Origin of the sequence: Vibrio sp. HS-50-1 (assembly GCF_024747315.1) — a bacterium.
Lineage (GTDB): Bacteria > Pseudomonadota > Gammaproteobacteria > Enterobacterales > Vibrionaceae > Vibrio > Vibrio diabolicus.
Genome location: NZ_JAMPZF010000001.1, coordinates 39,290 through 56,887, shown reverse-complemented (window position 1 = coordinate 56,887; position 17,598 = coordinate 39,290). Strand labels below are relative to the sequence as shown.

The window sequence follows — 17,598 nt, the reverse complement described above, 5'->3', positions numbered from 1 at the left end:
TTCGCTTTTTGAACATGTGATTCTACCTCTTAGGAATTATAGAGGTATTATAAATACAGGTTTAGCGTTGTGGCTTTCCAAAATAAGAATTGATGTCATTTGAAGGTGTAAAAATATCTTCAGAGGAAATTAATTGTTGCTCAAATAATAGTTGATAACAGTTATCAATTATTATCGAGCTAAGGAAAGAAAAATATGGGCAATATAAAATTGACCATAGAGACAATGCTGAAATTTCTCTTCATCTTTGCCATCTATGGTTTTTTCACCGCCGCCCATGCGACTTCTTCAGAGCCAGTTGAAGGTGCTCAAGCTGAGCGTCATCAAGTCGAGTTGATCCGTGACCGAGACTATAAATGTCTTCAATGTCATAAGGATGAAAAAGAGACTCTGAACCTTTCGCATGACCCGCAAGCTCTACTCAGCCAAGGGAAGCAACTTAATTGCACCAATTGCCATAGCAACATTGGTTCCGACCATCGTGAAGGGGCACCTGATGTGATTAAGTTTTCTGCCGCGCAATCGAAAGAGGTACACGACAAAGTGTTCCTTGATCCAAGCATGATTCTTAAAGCCAATAGCCAATGTGTGGATTGCCATGCACCGACACAACTGAGAGAAAGCCACTGGACGCACGATATGCACGCCAAAAACCTCACTTGTTCAAATTGCCACGATGTACACGCAGCGAAAACCAAAGCGTTGTCGTACGACAGAAAACAACTGATCAAGCAGTGTGTGGATTGTCACTCTGAATTTGCCGTCGAACCTGAACTTGCCAAAGAAGAGGAGAGATAGCATGAAATGTTCGAGAAGAAACTTTTTAGCCGGCAGCGGCGCGTTGATTTTAACTACAGGCGTTGCAGGCACTTCCGTTGTTAGCTCCTCTCTTTATGCCAGCAACAGTGAACAAGCGAAACGCATGGGTATGGTTCATGACGAAAATGCCTGTATTGGCTGTACCGCCTGTACTGATGCTTGTCGCGAAGTAAATAAAGTCCCCGAAGGCGTGACCCGACTTAAAATTCATCGCAGTGAACCGATTGGCGAATTCCCAGATGTGGAATACCAGTTTACTCGCGAATCCTGTCAGCACTGTGACAACCCACCATGTGTGTACGTTTGTCCAACAGGTGCTGCATACAAAGATGAAGCGACGGGCATCGTGGATGTGCACAAAGAGAAATGTGTCGGATGTGGTTATTGCCTTGCCGCTTGCCCTTACCAAGTGCGTTTCTTTAATCCAGTCGATCACTCTGCGGATAAATGTAACTTCTGCCGTGATACCAACCTAGCGCAAGGTAAGCAGCCAGCTTGCGTGGAATCTTGCCCAACAAAAGCTCTCATTTTTGGTGATTTGAATGACCCAACTAGTGAGGTGAGCAAAGCCATTGAAAGCCATGTTGTCTATCGCGATAAATCGCATTTAGGTACACAGCCTAAACTGTACAAAATTCCGCATAGCAAAGGGGAGGTGTCATCATGAACGGCTTCGAAAGTGCATTCCACTTTGACTCGTTAGTCTGGGATTGGATTATTGCAATTTACTTATTCCTTGCTGGGATGTCAGCAGGTGCGGTGATGATTTCTATCTATTTAAAACGCAAAGTGATTGAAGGTGATCCCGCAAACAATGGCATTATAAAAGCAATGGCTTGGCTAGCGCCATTTGGCATTATTTCTGGCTTAGTGATTTTGATTTTCCACTTAACTAAACCGCTTGAGTTTTGGAAGATCATGATTTACTACAACCCGACTTCCGTGATGTCGATGGGCGTGATCTTGTTCCAAGTGTACATGCTAGTGCTATTTGTTTGGATCGGCGTTATCTTCCGTCATCAAATCATCAGCTTCTGCGAAGGAAAGTTGCCGAGTAAATTATTGGATTTTGCTGATGGCATTTTGATTAAGGCGGGGAAAGCCAACAACGCAATTGAATTATTCTTGGGCTTCTTAGCCATCGTGCTTGCGGCATACACCGGCTTTTTATTGTCTGCATTGAAGACTTACCCAATGCTAAACAATCCAGTACTGCCAATCTTATTCCTGTTCTCTAGTTTGTCATCTGGCGCAGCAGCATGTTTGATGTTCGGTATCTTGGTGTTTAAAGAGTCGACCAGCAGCCCAAGTGTGTCTTGGGTACACGGATTTGAACGCCCAGTAGTATTGTTTGAGTTGTTTGTCTTAGTGACATTCTTTACTGGACTGATTTTCAGCGGTGGTCAGAACGAAGTCGCGGCTTGGAATGCTATTTCGAGTGGATTCTGGGCTCAATGGTTCTGGGTTGGGGTAGTGTTCATCGGCATGATAACGCCTTTGACTCTCAATTGGTTGACGCCTTCTGAAGTGCGCCACAAAGGCAGTTACGTTTTTGTGGTCACGACGTTGAGCTTGGTCGGCGTACTTATGCTGCGTACTTTCATTCTCTATGCTGGTCAAATGACCATCGTGTAAGGAGGCTAAATGGAGGCTGAGCTCGGTTTCTTTTTGTTGATATTGGTGGCTGTCGCATCGACATGTGCGACGCTGCTGCATTGGGTTTGCTTTACGCTGCGGAAGAAGGGAGTGTTGCCACACCAAACCGCAACGTCTCATATTATCAGCTTAGCCTCCTTAGTTTGTTTGGCGCTTTTGATAGTCTGTTTTATTCAGGATAATTTTGCGCTTGAGTATGTGGTTACACACTCGAACAGCCAGTTACCTATCGCGTTTAAGATTGCAGCTGCTTGGGGCGGTCATCAAGGGTCTATGTTGTTTTGGGTGGTTACGTTGAGCTTATGGGCGTCTTTTATTGCTACCAAGTCGCCAGTTTGCACTCAATATACAGGCGATTGCTTGGGTATCATGAACTTACTTATTGCTATTTTCGCTTGGTTTACCCTCACCACGTCCAATCCTTTTGAGTATGCTCAGACACTAGCGTTGGAGGGACGAGATCTCAATCCGATGTTGCAAGATATCGGGCTTATTATTCATCCACCGCTGTTATATTTGGGCTACGTTGGTTATGCCGCGATACTGGCGTTCGCCTTAGCTGCGTTATTAGCGAAACGACCTATAAATGAATGGTATGGTGTTGCCCGTAGTGCCGCTTTCTTTGCTTGGGGTACGCTAACAATTGGAATTTTGATTGGTTCTTGGTGGGCATACAATGAATTAGGTTGGGGCGGGTGGTGGTTTTGGGACCCGGTAGAAAACGCGTCTTTGCTGCCTTGGTTAATGGGTACCGCACTACTGCATAGCGGTGTGTTGTCGAAGCGTAATAAAGGAGCAATTTGGAGCACCTACGCATTGGGTTTTGCTACGTTCAGTTTGAGTATTCTCGGCACATTTGTGGTGAGGTCGGGTGTATTAACCTCAGTACACGCGTTTGCGGTTGATCCAACCAAAGGTGTAGTACTTCTTGCTGTTCTCAGCGTTTTGGTGATTGTCACCTTTGGTGTGCTCATTGTGCGAGGGCTACATATTCCTCGTTTTACGCTCGATTCGTTAATAAGTCGTGCCTACATGGTATACATCGCTATTGGGCTTCTCGTTGTTTGTATGGCGATTGTTTTCCTCGGTACCTTTTACCCAATGCTTTATCAACTGCTTGGCCTGGGTAATATATCCGTTGGGGCACCTTACTTTAATAGCCTCGTTTTTCCCCTTACATTACTTGCTCTGACCTTTCTCGCCTTTATGCCCGTGTTGAAGTGGACGAAAGGAGCCAGTCCTCATGCCGTTAAAACCATTGGGTTTGTCGGTATTCATGTTATTGCGGTTAGCGCTATTTTCGTTTTTGCTACTAAAGAGCTTCATATAACGACTTTGATTACTCTGGTATTAGCGACGTGGGTAGTGGTTTCTCATGTGCTATTGCTGTTTTGTGCAGAAAACAAGAGCAAATTAATGCCTATGTTTCTTGCTCATGTTGGCTTTGCGTTGGCTGCAAGCGGGGCAGTATTTAATAGTGACTATTCGTATGAATACAACTTACGGGCAGAGCCAGGTAGCTCGTATCAAAAAGCGGGTATCACCGTTGATTATCATGGAATTGAATGGTTAGTTGGGCCGAACTACACCGCAGAACAGGGAAGTGTTGATCTTTATTTGGAGAGCGGTAAGGCGCTGAACTTTCAACCCGAGAAACGGCATTACCCTGTACGCGTGATGAATATGACCGAGCCCGCTATTCGATCACTATGGCATGGAGACTACTACATCACTTTGGGTGACAAGCTCGACAACAGCGCCTACGCAATTAAAGTGCAATATCGGGCGGGTATCTGGTGGATATGGTTTGGTGGCGCTTTAATCGTAATAAGTGCTTTGGGGAGTATGATGAATCGAAGGGGAAAAGGTAATGAGATCGAAAAATACGCTTAAACTGATCGTTCTCATATTGCTAGTTGCGATTTTTGTTGTCACCGCGACATTGGCATTATCCGATAGACCAAACGTAGAAATACAACAAAATCGTGTGTTATCCATCCCGGATTTTACCGCTTACTCACTCATTTCAGGCAATCGAATCACCGATGCAGTACTAGAAAATCAAGGTTATGTGCTATTGAATGTTTGGGCGTCTTGGTGTGGGGTTTGTAAACAAGAACATGATGATTTGCTCAACTTAGCTCGACAAGGTGTGCCCATCGTTGGTCTTAACTATCGAGATAAAGAGAGCGCGGCTAAACGCTATTTGAGCTCTTCACACAATCCATATACCGAAGTTATATCCGATCCTAATGGGCAACTGGCGGTTGAACTTGGTGTAATAGGAACACCTGAAACTTACTTAATTGATCAAAATGGCAATGTTTTGATCAAATATAGAGGTAAGTTAACAATAGACAAATGGAACTCGTTATTTTCGGGGTATTTTAATGTCTCACTTTAAATATGCTTACTTCATTATTGTTTTGTTTTCTTTGTGTTCTTCTTGGGTCAAAGCAGAGCAAATTACGCAGCATGTTGATCTGTTTGAATTTCATTCCGTTGAACTGCAACAAAGAGCAAATGCATTAGCCAAGGCTTTGCGATGCCCACAATGTCAAAACCAAAACCTTGTTGAATCTAATGCACAAGCCGCTAAAGATTTAAGATTGAAAGTGTACTCGATGGTAAACGAAGGAAGTACGGATCAAGAGGTAAAAGATTATTTGGTTCAGAGATATGGGAATATCGTTTTGTATCAGCCACCATTTAATTATTCGACAGCAGCGTTGTGGATCTTTCCTCTATTACTTTTGATCTTTTTTATCCTATTTTCGATCAAAATGATAAAGCGTCAATAATGTGACCACTATTCCACTATGGGAAATAAATCGTGCAGATAACAAACAGAATGTTATCATTTTTCCGAATTTATGAAGATTCCAGTATAAAGAAAATCAACGATTTGAGCTGGAGAAGTAATAAAAGAACTAAGTAGGTGCACGCAGTGGATTCAGTTATATTACAGTTAAAAAAAGACTTTTATTCGCAGATTCGTGCATTGCAAACCTCGAAACTGCCTCAAGTTACATCGTCTCTTGCCGTATTAACCGAAGAAGAAATTCAAGAGCTCGAAGCGGTATGGATAGAGCTTACTGTTTGGAAACGTAGCCAAACACATTAAATCATCACCCCTACATGCAACTCATTATCAGCCCCAGACAAAATTTGTCTGGGGTTTTTTATTGTAGTTTTTCAAAATTGTTATACTATAACAATTCGTCAGCGCGGGGGAGTTGTTCTCTTTGGCTGTCTTTAGGGGATAACTGCTCTCAATTGTGATCTCTATATTGAAAAATGCGGTATCAATCCCCATAGTTGAAGAGCAATGAGTGAATCCCATGAATGCAATAACGAAAACGCATCAAGCGCATCAAGCAATAAATCGAGTGAGTATAGATATGGCGGAAGTACGTGCCAGAGTAGATTTTAAAGTCGGGGCTAAAAGTAATATCGATGCTGAAATCCTGTCTTTTCGTGGCCTGAAGACAGATAAAGAGCATGTGGCAGTTATCTTTAGGCAAGCGGATCAAACGCAAGAAACGCCTTTGGTGCGTATGCATTCAGAATGTCTTACTGGTGATGTTTTTCACTCATCCCGCTGTGATTGCGGCGAGCAATTAGAAGAAACCATTCAACGCATGGGCGAATCTGGCGGTATTATTTTATACCTACGTCAGGAAGGTCGTGGTATTGGTCTATACAACAAAATTGATGCGTACCGTTTGCAAAGCCAAGGTATGAACACCTATGAAGCAAACAACCATTTGGGTTTTGACGATGACCTGCGTGATTTCACTGAAGCAGCGCAAATGCTCGAAGCATTAGGTGTAAGTAAAATTCGCCTTGTGACCAACAACCCTAAGAAAATCCGTGAATTAGCAGAATACGGCATCGAGATTGTTGAGGTTGTCAATACCTCTGCACATATTAAAGATGGTAATGAAAGCTACCTAAAAGCAAAAGTTTCTCATGGTAAGCACAATCTAAAATTCTGATTTTATTTATTAAATTATCAGTTTTGCATGTTAAAAGCCTCACAATGATGAGGCTTTTTTTGTATCTAGAGTTGAAAATAAATTGTAAATTTGTATTATCTCGTGACTAATAGTGCAAATAAGAATAATTAGCACTACGAATAAAACAAATAAATTGCTCAACAAGGATGCTTCAGATGAATGCAAAAACAGTTTTAGTCCAATCTATTGCTGCATCACTCCTCATTGCCAGTGGTTCTACCGTTGCTGCCCAAGTAACGAAACAACAAGTTGTTGAACATTATGCAGACGTTGCACATGCAGTCTTTGCTGACTCAGTGACAACGGCGAAAACGCTCGACGTAAAAATCGACGAATTCCTAAAATCGCCATCAGCGAAAAAGCTTGAAGAAGTAAAACAAGCGTGGCTAGACTCTCGCGTTCCGTACCAACAATCTGAAGTATTCCGTTTTGGTAACGCGATTGTTGATGACTGGGAAGGGCAGTTAAATGCATGGCCACTTGATGAAGGCCTAATTGACTACGTAGCGACAGATTACCAATATGAACTCGGTAACGAAGGCGCTGCTGCAAACATCATCGCAAACACCAGTTTACAGATTGGTGCTTCTAAACTAGACGTTTCAAAAATTACTCCAGAATTGCTAGCGGATCTCAACGAAGTAGGTGGTTCTGAGGCAAACGTTGCGTCAGGTTACCACGCGATTGAATTCTTACTTTGGGGTCAAGACCTAAACGGCACAAACGCAGGCGCAGGTCAGCGCGCTTACACAGACTTCGTTGTCGGTTCTGAGTGTACGAATGGTCACTGTGACCGTCGTGGTGAGTACCTAAAAGCGGCAGCCGATCTACTGGTTCAAGACCTTGAATGGATGGAAAAACAGTGGTCTGCGGAAGTGAAAGGCAACTACCGTGAAACGCTTCTTAATGATTCTGCGGATAATGGTCTACGTAAAATGTTGTTCGGTATGGGGTCATTGTCTTTGGGTGAGCTTGCTGGTGAGCGCATGAAGGTGGCGTTGGAAGCAAACTCGACAGAAGATGAGCACGATTGTTTCTCAGACAATACGCACAACTCTCATTACTACAACGAGCAGGGCATCTATAACGTTTACACAGGTCTTTACAAGCGTGAAGACGGCACATTGCTTTCTGGTCCGAGTATTGCTGACCTAGTGGCTCAAAAAGACAAACAAGCAGCTAAAGAGATCCAGAAGCAGTTTGATGTTACGCGTAACCAAGTTGGTAAATTGGTTACGTCTGCGGAGAAGAACAACCAACACTTCGACCAGTTAATTGCAGCGGGTAATGCACAAGGCAACACGTTAGTGAATGACACCATCATGTCATTGGTTGCTCAAACCGGTTCAATTGAACGTGCTGCGGGTATCATTGGCATTGATAGCCTAAGCCCTGATACTGCAGACCACGAGTTTTAATCAAAGTACAAAAAATAATTGAAAGGGCTCGTTTGAGCCCTTTACCGTTTTAACTCGCTGTTATCCCACCCCTCTTGTTGTGTTTTAGAGCAATGATATGAAGCCTTACTTAATTTCGGCCTTGGCCGTGATCTTTTCTTCTACTGCTATCGCGTATGATGTGAAATCTGGTGGACAAACGAGCGTGAAAAAAGAAGGCGCCAACGCGTATTCTCTTCCTGCCGCGAACCTTCCTATGAGTAAACGTCTTGATTTTAGCGTGGGCAATAGTTTTTTCCGCAACCCTTGGGTACAAGCGCCAGCGTCTACCGATGCCAGAGATGGTTTGGGACCTCTTTTCAATACAAATGGTTGTCAAAACTGCCACATCAAAGATGGTCGTGGTCACCCTCCAGAGCAAAATGATTTGCATGCGGTGTCCATGTTAGTGCGTTTGAGCATCCCTGCGATGACGTCAGAACAAAAAACAGCGTACATCAGAGACGGCGTTATACCTGAGCCGACTTATGGCGGCCAGCTCCAAGACTTTGCCCTGCAAGATCAAACGCCAGAAGGAACAATCGAAATCACGTACACCGATGTGCCAGTGAAGTTTAAAGACGGCACGACGGTGACACTAAGAAAACCTCATTTGAATATTACCGATCTAGGTTACGGCGATATGCACCCTGATACGGAATTTTCAGCGCGTGTTGCACCGCCAATGATCGGCCTTGGTTTGTTAGAGAGTATTCCTGACGAAACGCTACTTGCATGGGCTGATGCACAAGATGCAAATAAAGACGGTATCTCAGGTAAAGTAAACAAGGTTTGGGATATTGAGAAGGACGACTTCTCGATTGGTCGTTTTGGCTGGAAAGCCGGGCAACCGACGTTAATGCAGCAAAATGCAGCAGCATTCAATGGTGATGTGGGTCTGACGAGCCATTTATTCCCCAATGAAAACTGTACCTCGAAACAAAGTATTTGTGACGACATGCCAAATGGCGGCAAACCAGAAGTGAGTGAAAATATTCTCGACTTCGTTGAGTTTTACAGCCAGCACTTAGCCGTACCTATTCGCCGAAATGTGAACGATCCTAGCGTGAAACTCGGTCAGAAAATCTTTGCTGCAGCTGGCTGTGAAAGCTGCCATAAGATCAGTGTCAAAACGGCGAAGCGACCAGAGTTACCAGCGCTTTCTGAGCAGCTTATCCATCCATATACAGACATGCTTCTGCACGATATGGGTGAAGGTTTAGCCGATAACCGTCCTGAGTACTTAGCAAACGGCCGTGAATGGCGAACGGCACCCCTATGGGGCATTGGTTATACCGAAGAAGTAAACGGGCATACTTACTTCTTACATGATGGCCGCGCCCGTAATCTGATGGAAGCGGTACTGTGGCACGGCGGCGAAGCTGAAACGGCGAAACAAAACGTCTTAGCACTGAATAAAAAAGAACGTGACGCATTGATTGCGTTTCTGAATTCTCTATAAGGAAGCAACCATGAAAAAAACACTGTTAGTGAGTGCGATTGCCGCAACGTTAAGTTTGGTTGGTTGCCAATCGACAGTCGGTTCGAGCTCTGCCAAGCCTGAGAGTACAAGTCATATTTCTCAAGCGGTCTACGAAGTTGAGTTTCAATCTGCGCAGACGTTTTTAGCGCAAACCACAGAACTTGAACAAAGCTTCGCGGATTACTGCTCATCAGAGACGAAAGATGATGCGCAAGTAAAACAGCAATGGCACCAAACGATGCTGACGTGGATGGCATTACAAGGTCAAGAGCGTGGCCCTGCTACGGCGTTGGAGCAAAGTTGGAATGTCCAGTTTTGGCCAGATAAAAAGAACACCACTGGCCGAAAAATGTCTGTGCTGACGAAATCTGACCAAGTTTGGAGTGCGGAAAAGATCTCCACGCAAAGTGTTACTGTGCAAGGCCTAGGTGCACTAGAATGGCTGCTTTACGATAAAGCGTCGACCTTATCTAGCAACAGCAATACCTGTGCGACAGGTGTTGCAATTGCTGAAAACCTAGAGAACAAAGCGCAGATCATCGCAGATTCTTGGGCACAAAATCCTTGGAAGTCGTTAGAGATGACGGAATGGAAATCCGAGTACATTTCGCTGCTCTCTAATCAGCTTGACTACAGCATGAAAAAGCTGAGCAGACCGTTAGCTAAAATTGGTCAGCCTCGTCCTTACTTTTCTGAATCTTGGCGTTCAGAGACGTCGCTTTCAAACTTAAAAGCAAACCTTGAAGCAATGGAAGCGCTGTATCTTGCCAACGGTAATGGTCTAGATACTCTACTAAGAGAGCAAGGCCATGCAGGTCTCGCAGACCGTGTTGTTCACCAGTTTGAAATGGCGTTGGAAACATGGCCGGAAGATAAGAGTTTGTTCACGGCTTTACAAAGTAAAGAAGGCTACCGCATGGTACTCGCTCAATACAATAAGCTAGAGCAATTGAAGTACTTGATCCATGAAGAGGTGGCGATCGAGCTTGGCGTGGTTATAGGATTTAATGCAACCGATGGTGACTGATCAAACCCGCCGAACCTTACTGAAAGCCGCACTCTTTGGCGCGGCCGCACCTATGATGCCATTTGGTTGTGCTTCAACACGTTCACGTCAACCAGCGTTGATTGGCTGCTCAATCATCGGCCGAGATAAATACGCAGCGGTAGTGGCCGATGAGCATGGTATGCCGCTATCTTCGTTGCCGATTCCTGAGCGTGGTCATGGTGTGGCGACCAACCCACAAGGTCACGCTGTGGTCTTTGGTCGTCGACCAGGAACTTTCTTCATGGTGTTTGATTATCGCTCTGAGCAGATGATCAAGCTGCAGCTAGCAAAACCGGATCGCCATTTCTATGGTCATGGTGTTTACTCCCGTGACGGCACGTTGCTATTTGCGACAGAAGGAGAAAGGGGCACAAGCCGTGGGATCATCGGTGTTTATGATGTGCAAAAGCAATATGAAAAGATCGATGAGTTAACGGGTTTTGGCCTTGGCCCTCATGAAGTGATCATGATGCCTGATGGCGCATTAGCGATTGGCGTCGGTGGCGTACACACCAACGGCCGTGAACCGCTCAATCTTGATAGCATGAGACCAAGCCTGAGTTACCTTTCACAAGAAGGTGAGCTGTTGGATCAAGTCTCTTTACCAGATCATAAGTTGAGCATCCGTCATTTAGCGCATGATGGTGCAGAGACGGTACTGTGTGGTCAGCAATATCGTGGAGAGCCGGATGAATACCCAGCTTTACTTGCGATGCACACTCGTGGAGGCGTGATGCAATCTTTGCATGCGGAACCCGAAGAGTGGGCGAGATTTAATCACTATGTCGCGAGTATCGCGGCGACGGATGAATGGATCCTTGCGACTTCTCCTCCGGGCAGTTGTTATGGGATATGGTCCAAAGCTACAGGGAAGTTGGTTGAGTTAAGTGCTTTGCCAGATGCATCGGGAGTGGTGACATATGGAAAGGAATTCAGGGTCAGCTCTGGTGCTGGCAAAGTGATTGAGCAAAGGCCAACGACACATAAAAGCGCTTCTTTTAGTGGTGTTCAATGGGATAACCATTGGTCAAAGATTGTTTGAACCCAAATAGATAAAGAAACTTGATGTTAATTTCGACATCAGATTCTTAATTTTAAACCTGCAAGCTGTGAGATATTTGCCATACTTTTCATTATGGCAAGTAGCGCAAGGATCGTTTCAGTGTTTGCTAGGGTTTTAATCATGACGGCACTTATGGTGCCGTTTTGCAGCTTTTCTACCGTCGTTTCTCTCGAAGCTTCTGCACAAACAGAGCAAGAGGGAGCGGTACAAAAGCTGTCTGTCGAAAAAATGATCCATTATCCAGAGGTGATTGACCAGCTTTATCAAAGTACCAATTACCGTTTGAACTGGGAAAATGAAAGCGATATTGAGCAGTTTCTTTTTCAAGTAAACCTGGTTGCTCTTGCAGGCGTCACGGACGAATTCGAGAATCAACTCCATCGTATAAACCAAGTTCGATGGCAGGGAGATAACCTCGACTTTGATTTGGTGATGACAGATTCACTGTTGATGTATCTCAGCTATCTCGAGCAGCTCCCTGAAGAAGGTATCAACTGGTTATTTGCTAACAAAGCCCACGTGATTTTACCTGCTCCTAGCATCGATACTTTGTCCGTACTGAGTAACGAAATTACGGTTGGCAAACTTGGTCAATTCTTAGCAAGCCTTCGCTCTCCTTTACAAACGGACGAAGCTTTTTATTCCGCTTACTCCTCTTTATCCGAGCACGCTCAGTATCAATATCCAATCTATGAACAAGCGGGCCTTGTCCGTGTCGGTGACCAATTAGAAAATAAACCGCTTCTGATTGAGCGTATGGAAGTGGTTGGTGTAGATGTATCGTATTTAGATATCACGACCCAACAGTATGATGAAGAATTAGAGTTAGCGGTGAAAGAGTTTCAGCGTATTCATGGCTTGAAAGAGGATGGGGTGATTGGCCCGAATACCATTCGATGGATCAACTTTTCTCCTCAAGAACGATTGCATCTATTGGCGCTGAACTCAGAACGTTCAAGGATTTGGTCCAAAGACAGAGATAATGTTGTCTTTGTAAATGTACCTGGATACGAAGTAACGTATTGGCACGATGGTCAACCGTTGTTCGAGTCTAAAGTTGTGGTTGGCAGAGCCTCAAGAAAAACACCAATCATGTCGGGGACGCTTGACTCCGTCATTCTCAACCCCACATGGAATGTGCCATGGACCATAATGGTGAAAGACATCATTCCTAAAGTGAAACGTAATCCGATGTATTTGATTAACCATAACATTCAAATCATCCGGTCTTGGACGTCAAACGAAATTATTGACCCTACAACCATCAATTGGGCGACGGTGAATCCGAGAACATTTCCTTATCGTATGCGACAGGCATCGGGCTTACACAATGCATTGGGATTGTATAAGTTTAATATGCCAAACCCCCAAGCTATCTATTTGCATGATACGCCAAGTAAAAACTTGTTCGAACGAGATAGACGCGCATTCAGTTCCGGGTGTGTCCGCGTTGAACATGCCGACCAACTGGCGGAGCTCTTATTCAAAACTCAGGGATTAGAAGAACGCCTAGCGAAAAAACGGGAAAGTATGCGTCGCTCTAACACGTCGGTTCCTTTAGGAGAACGCATCCAAGTGCACATTATTTATCAAACCGCATGGCTAGAAGAGGGAACACTTTACTACCGAGATGATATCTATAAATACGATCACCGTAGTTGAAATCTTTAAATAAAATTTACAAAACTAAGAATCTTCTGTTTGCTCAATAATTAAGCGTCAATCACCACATCTTAAAATTAGGGTGGAGCGATTTATGTGTTTGACGTGACAAATGTGTTTGGGTAATGTCCGCGACTTGTTTAGTTGTTGAGCATTGTTTTTTGAAATGGTAAGTCGTAATTTTTCCCGCCGAGATTTCCTTAAAATGACCGCTGGTGGCGTAGTATTGGCATCTGCTTTGCCATCGATTTCATGGGCTTCATTCCCTGACGAGCCACGTGAGTTGGCGATGAACAACCTTAATACTGGAGAGCTCCTCGAAACATGCTATTTCGATGGTAGACGCTATCTTGATGATGAACTAAAAAAGCTGAATGAGTTTTGTCGTGATCACCGTCGAAACGAAGTTCATCCGATGGATCGACGCTTGTTCGATCAAATCAGCCAGATTCAAAAGCTGATCGGTACAGATGCAGAAGTCATTGTAATTTCTGGGTACCGTTCGCCTTTGACCAATGCGTCCCTGCGCAAAGGGGCTAGCGGAGTGGCGAAGAAAAGTCTTCACATGGAAGGTAAGGCAATAGACTTCCGTCTTGATGGAGTTAAATTGTCTACTGTACGCGATGCAGCAATTAGCTTGAAAGCTGGTGGTGTTGGGTATTATCCAAGTAGCAACTTTGTCCATATCGATACAGGTGCTGTGCGCTCTTGGTAAGTCAATAGCAGGCCTCAGCAAGTCTTGAAGTCGCATGGGGTTAGTGTCATAGTTGCGCCAGTTTTAACGCAAATTTGTTTGGTAATAGGTTTTCTATGGCTCTGAAATACCAAGTTGTCCCAGTGACATCTTTTTCTCAAAACTGTTCTATCGTGTGGTGTGATGAAACGATGAAAGGCATCGTTATTGACCCTGGCGGTGACGAAAAGCAACTTGCTATGCTCATTAAAGAGCTTGGCATCGAGATCGTCAACTTGGTGCTAACCCATGGTCACCTAGACCATGTTGGCGGAACAGAGCCGCTGGCTGCAATGCTTGGTGGTACTGAGGTCATTGGTCCTCATAAAGCGGATAATTTTTGGCTACAAGGTCTAGAAGGGCAAAGCCAAATGTTTGGTTTCCCATTGACTGAAGCCTTTGAACCGCATCAATGGTTAAATGAGGGTGACACTGTCACATTTGGTAATCAAGTATTAAAGGTATTCCACACACCAGGTCATACCCCTGGTCACGTTGTTCTTTATAGTGAAGAAGCGCGATTGGCGTTTGTGGGCGACGTATTGTTTAACGGTAGCATTGGCCGAACTGACTTCCCACAAGGTGATTTCAATACCTTGATTAGCTCTATCAAAGAGAAATTGTGGCCTTTAGGCAATGATGTCACGTTTGTCCCTGGTCACGGCCCTCAATCGACTTTCGGTCACGAACGTAAAACTAACCCGTTCGTTGCTGACGAGATGCCGCTTTACTAAAAGCGCGTGTAGTAAGCATTATTCTGGCTCGGCGGCAGCTAAGTATCGCCGAGTCAGTCCCACAAAATCCTCTGCTTCACGATCTAGGTCACTGGCTGATATAAACAGATCGTAGCCGTAAAATCCTCTTTGATATTTCATACGGTTGGCGAGCATCGCCAGTAAGCCTTTATACTCAATCCCATTGCTGTTTATGTATGGCTTAGGATCAAGCACCATATCTTCAAACTTTTCTTCACACTGATTCTGCTTCGCACCTAAATAAAGTAGTGCGCGTTGGCTAAGGAGAATTTCTGTCGCTATACGAGGGCAGATCGAATCCAAATAAGGTGAGTAGTGTTTTAGACGAATACCAATCCAAGGTAGCGGCTGATGCCACCCTTCCTGCTGGTAGCTACAAATCCCTATTGACTCAATATTTCGCCATCGGACGACCCATCCGCCTTTAAAAAGATGTTGTTGGAAGTGAGAAGCTGTCAGCGTAAAAGTGACTTGGCTTTTTTTGATCATCAAGATGGCGAAACCAACAATTGCAGACATCAAAATGACCGACAACATGGCTTGCTTCCATCCCGGAGAAATGACAACCAAAAACAGGGTTATCAGTGCAACGAGCAACAAAAGTATTCTGTTGATAGGGGAGTCGGGTTTGAAATGTGAATTTGTTAGGTGCAGCGTTTCCATGCTTATAACCTCATCGAATACTTGATCAAAAATGCGTGGATGACTAAATGTGCATTGACTTGCATTTGAAATAAAAGAAACCTCTGTTTTTATACCCAGTATTCAATAAATCCGTTCATAAAATATCTGATTAAATAGTAGACGTTCTATGCTTTGAGCGCATTTTTCATCGCGTTTCGCCGCTAAAACCTACAAATTGCTTGTGAATTTTGGTATAAAACGCGCTTCAAATTTTCATCCCTGCTGAGATGCAGTGAACTGGAGAAATATTCAATGAGACTTGCTCATAAGCGTAAAGTGCAGATGAAACTGCAAAAACGCATTAAAGCGACAGTAGCAAACTTAGCTGCAGCACCTAAAGCAGTGAAGCCTGTTGCCGAAAAAGCAGTAGCACCTTCTGTTGCTGAAAAAGCTGTTGCGGAGAAAGTAGTAGCTGAGAAAAAAGTAGCTGCAGTGAAAACAGTTGATGTTGCCCTTACTCCTAAGCAACAACAAGTATTAGACATCGTTGTAGCAAATGCTGAAGGTATTAACCCTAAAGGCATTGGTCTAGCTGCAGGTCAAGAAGATACTAAAGCGGCATCATGGGCTACTGGCGCACTGAAGAAGCTTCTTGAAGAAAACCTAGTTCAAAAAGAGCAGTTAGCAGGTAACAAAGTTATCTACAAAGCAGTTTAATTACCGCTACCGTTCTAGATTGAATACCTCGGCCAATGCCGGGGTATTTTTTTATCTTCGTATTGAAAGTAATCCATTAGGTATTGATTTTAACGCTGCCAATAAGTGCTTTGTCACATTTTCTTAAATACTATGTAAATTTTTTGGCAGAGAAGTACGTACGTATCATTTTTCTTTTTACATCGTTAAGGGAAAAGTAACTCATTAATTTTATGATGGTTAAACTTGTTGTATAACAACTGTCCTACGTAGTTATACGTAATACCTAAGGCTAATGTCTTATTGATGAATTACTCGCTTCCGTGTTCATGCCCATTTCGCATTCGACAACATTGTTACATCTTTTATACCGAATACAGCCAATCCTAATGAAATGGATGACAACAATAACCTTGGTGATAAAGGACGTGAACGATGAGTCTAATCCAAAAATCTTTAAAACGAGTGCTCAAAACAACCGCTGTCGTTGCCGCGATGACATTCGTTGTGACTTCTGCAAATGCTGCTGAAAAAGTCTATCGTTTAAAGCTTGCTGAAACTTGGGGACCTAACTTCCCGATTTTTGGTGATGCGACAAAAAACATGGCAAAAATGGCAGAGGAGATGTCCAACGGGCGTCTGCAAATCCGTATTGATTCCGCAAACAAGCACAAAGCGCCTTTTGGGGTGTTTGATATGGTTAAGTCTGGCCAATACGACATGGGCCACTCGGCGTCTTACTACTGGAAGGGCAAGGTTCCAAACACACTTTACTTCACTTCTATGCCTTTCGGTATGTTACCAACTGAGCAGTATGCGTGGTTTTACTACGGCGGTGGTATGGAGCTGATGGAGAAGGTGTACTCTCCACATAATTTGATGTCTTTCCCTGGCGGTAATACCGATACTCAGATGGGCGGGTGGTTCCAGAAAGAGATCAAGTCCGTCGAGGATTTGCAGGGTTTGAAAATGCGTATCCCAGGTTTTGCTGGTGAGATTTTGGCAGAGTTAGGTGCAAAACCAACGAATATCGCCCCTGGTGAGCTATATACCTCTCTAGAGCGTCGCACAATTGATGCCTTGGAGTGGGTTGGTCCATCATTGGACTTGCGCATGGGCTTCCACAAAATCGCGCCATACTACTACACAGGTTGGCATGAGCCAGCAACTGAGCTTCAGTTCCTTGTTAATAAGCGTACTTGGAACCGTCTACCTGATGATCTAAAAGCGATTTTACAAGTAGCAATGAAAACCGCCGCTTACGATATGTACACGCAATCGAAACACGAAAGTGGCAAAAACTGGGCATCTATCAAATCTGAATACCCAAATGTTGAAGTCAAAGACTTCCCGCCTGAAGTAGTAGCTGCGTTGCGAGAAGCAAACGATCGTTTGTTGAAAGAACATGCAGAAAAAGATGCTTTGGCGAAAGAAATTCAAGAGTCGCAAGCGAACTACATGAATCAAGTTCGACCTTGGTCAGACATTTCACACCGAGCTTACTTAAACAGTCAAGCTCAACAATAACGTTATGACGCAGGCGACGCCGAGATGTTTAGCCTGCGAACGAAGCCCAAGAAAACTTCATAATGAATGCTCCGCAC

The 17,598-nt window shown here is 44.1% G+C and carries 18 protein-coding genes; 17 read left to right on the top strand and 1 reads right to left on the bottom strand.

Annotated features, from left to right (window positions below):
* Nucleotides 1-195 precede the first annotated feature (195 nt).
* The 15 genes from nrfB to NDJ01_RS00190 all read left to right on the top strand — a co-directional run bounded on the left by nrfB (nt 196) and on the right by NDJ01_RS00190 (nt 14,653).
* On the top strand, nt 196-798 hold the full coding sequence (gene nrfB / locus NDJ01_RS00260; protein ID WP_258586054.1) for a cytochrome c nitrite reductase pentaheme subunit: 603 nt from the start codon (nt 196-198) through the stop codon (nt 796-798).
* A 1-nt stretch (nt 799) separates the two neighbouring features.
* Nucleotides 800-1,486: a cytochrome c nitrite reductase Fe-S protein gene (gene nrfC / locus NDJ01_RS00255; RefSeq protein WP_017636123.1), complete on the top strand. Its 687-nt coding sequence runs from the start codon at nt 800-802 to the stop codon at nt 1,484-1,486.
* Nucleotides 1,483-2,454 (top strand): cytochrome c nitrite reductase subunit NrfD, encoded by a 972-nt coding sequence (gene nrfD / locus NDJ01_RS00250; RefSeq protein ID WP_258586053.1) that lies wholly within the window; start codon nt 1,483-1,485, stop codon nt 2,452-2,454. Before nrfC ends, nrfD begins: the two co-directional genes overlap by 4 nt.
* Nucleotides 2,455-2,463: 9 nt before the next feature.
* Entirely contained in the window at nt 2,464-4,368 is a 1,905-nt protein-coding gene (locus NDJ01_RS00245; protein ID WP_258586052.1) for a heme lyase CcmF/NrfE family subunit, read from the top strand.
* A complete protein-coding gene (locus NDJ01_RS00240) occupies nt 4,346-4,879 on the top strand; it encodes a DsbE family thiol:disulfide interchange protein (protein WP_164666484.1) in 534 nt (177 codons plus the stop codon). The genes NDJ01_RS00245 and NDJ01_RS00240 overlap by 23 nt, the downstream gene beginning before the upstream one ends.
* Complete coding sequence (gene nrfF / locus NDJ01_RS00235) at nt 4,866-5,276, top strand: heme lyase NrfEFG subunit NrfF (protein ID WP_005394762.1); 411 nt, start codon at nt 4,866-4,868, stop codon at nt 5,274-5,276. The genes NDJ01_RS00240 and nrfF overlap by 14 nt, the downstream gene beginning before the upstream one ends.
* A 146-nt stretch (nt 5,277-5,422) precedes the next feature.
* A complete protein-coding gene (locus NDJ01_RS00230; protein ID WP_005394761.1) occupies nt 5,423-5,599 on the top strand; it encodes a hypothetical protein in 177 nt (58 codons plus the stop codon).
* A gap of 217 nt (nt 5,600-5,816) precedes the next feature.
* Nucleotides 5,817-6,473, top strand: a complete 657-nt coding sequence (gene ribA, locus NDJ01_RS00225) for a GTP cyclohydrolase II (RefSeq protein ID WP_005394759.1) — start codon at nt 5,817-5,819, stop codon at nt 6,471-6,473.
* A gap of 176 nt (nt 6,474-6,649) precedes the next feature.
* On the top strand, nt 6,650-7,912 hold the full coding sequence (locus NDJ01_RS00220; protein WP_258586051.1) for an imelysin family protein: 1,263 nt from the start codon (nt 6,650-6,652) through the stop codon (nt 7,910-7,912).
* Between the two features lie 97 nt (nt 7,913-8,009).
* Nucleotides 8,010-9,392 carry a di-heme oxidoredictase family protein gene (locus NDJ01_RS00215; RefSeq protein ID WP_258586050.1) on the top strand — a complete coding sequence of 461 codons (1,383 nt, stop codon included), beginning with the start codon at nt 8,010-8,012 and terminating at the stop codon, nt 9,390-9,392.
* A gap of 10 nt (nt 9,393-9,402) precedes the next feature.
* On the top strand, nt 9,403-10,440 hold the full coding sequence (locus NDJ01_RS00210) for an imelysin family protein (protein WP_074191508.1): 1,038 nt from the start codon (nt 9,403-9,405) through the stop codon (nt 10,438-10,440).
* Nucleotides 10,421-11,503 (top strand): DUF1513 domain-containing protein, encoded by a 1,083-nt coding sequence (locus NDJ01_RS00205; protein ID WP_258586049.1) that lies wholly within the window; start codon nt 10,421-10,423, stop codon nt 11,501-11,503. The genes NDJ01_RS00210 and NDJ01_RS00205 overlap by 20 nt, the downstream gene beginning before the upstream one ends.
* A gap of 141 nt (nt 11,504-11,644) precedes the next feature.
* Nucleotides 11,645-13,186 (top strand): murein L,D-transpeptidase, encoded by a 1,542-nt coding sequence (locus NDJ01_RS00200; protein ID WP_258586048.1) that lies wholly within the window; start codon nt 11,645-11,647, stop codon nt 13,184-13,186.
* Nucleotides 13,187-13,352: 166 nt separating this feature from the next.
* Nucleotides 13,353-13,901, top strand: a complete 549-nt coding sequence (locus NDJ01_RS00195) for a DUF882 domain-containing protein (RefSeq protein WP_048625700.1) — start codon at nt 13,353-13,355, stop codon at nt 13,899-13,901.
* A gap of 95 nt (nt 13,902-13,996) precedes the next feature.
* On the top strand, nt 13,997-14,653 hold the full coding sequence (locus tag NDJ01_RS00190) for an MBL fold metallo-hydrolase (protein WP_258586047.1): 657 nt from the start codon (nt 13,997-13,999) through the stop codon (nt 14,651-14,653).
* An 18-nt stretch (nt 14,654-14,671) separates the two neighbouring features.
* On the opposite strand, the gene NDJ01_RS00185 is transcribed toward NDJ01_RS00190, so the two are convergent.
* Nucleotides 14,672-15,337 carry a DUF2982 domain-containing protein gene (locus NDJ01_RS00185; RefSeq protein ID WP_012841641.1) on the bottom strand — a complete coding sequence of 222 codons (666 nt, stop codon included), beginning with the start codon at nt 15,335-15,337 and terminating at the stop codon, nt 14,672-14,674.
* A 273-nt stretch (nt 15,338-15,610) separates the two neighbouring features.
* On the opposite strand from NDJ01_RS00185, the gene NDJ01_RS00180 reads away from it, so the two are divergent.
* The gene (locus tag NDJ01_RS00180; protein WP_005394736.1) at nt 15,611-16,015 is read left to right on the top strand and encodes a hypothetical protein; all 405 of its coding nucleotides are present in this window, start codon (nt 15,611-15,613) and stop codon (nt 16,013-16,015) included.
* A gap of 414 nt (nt 16,016-16,429) precedes the next feature.
* Entirely contained in the window at nt 16,430-17,521 is a 1,092-nt protein-coding gene (locus NDJ01_RS00175) for a TRAP transporter substrate-binding protein (protein WP_005394734.1), read from the top strand.
* Nucleotides 17,522-17,598 lie beyond the last annotated feature (77 nt).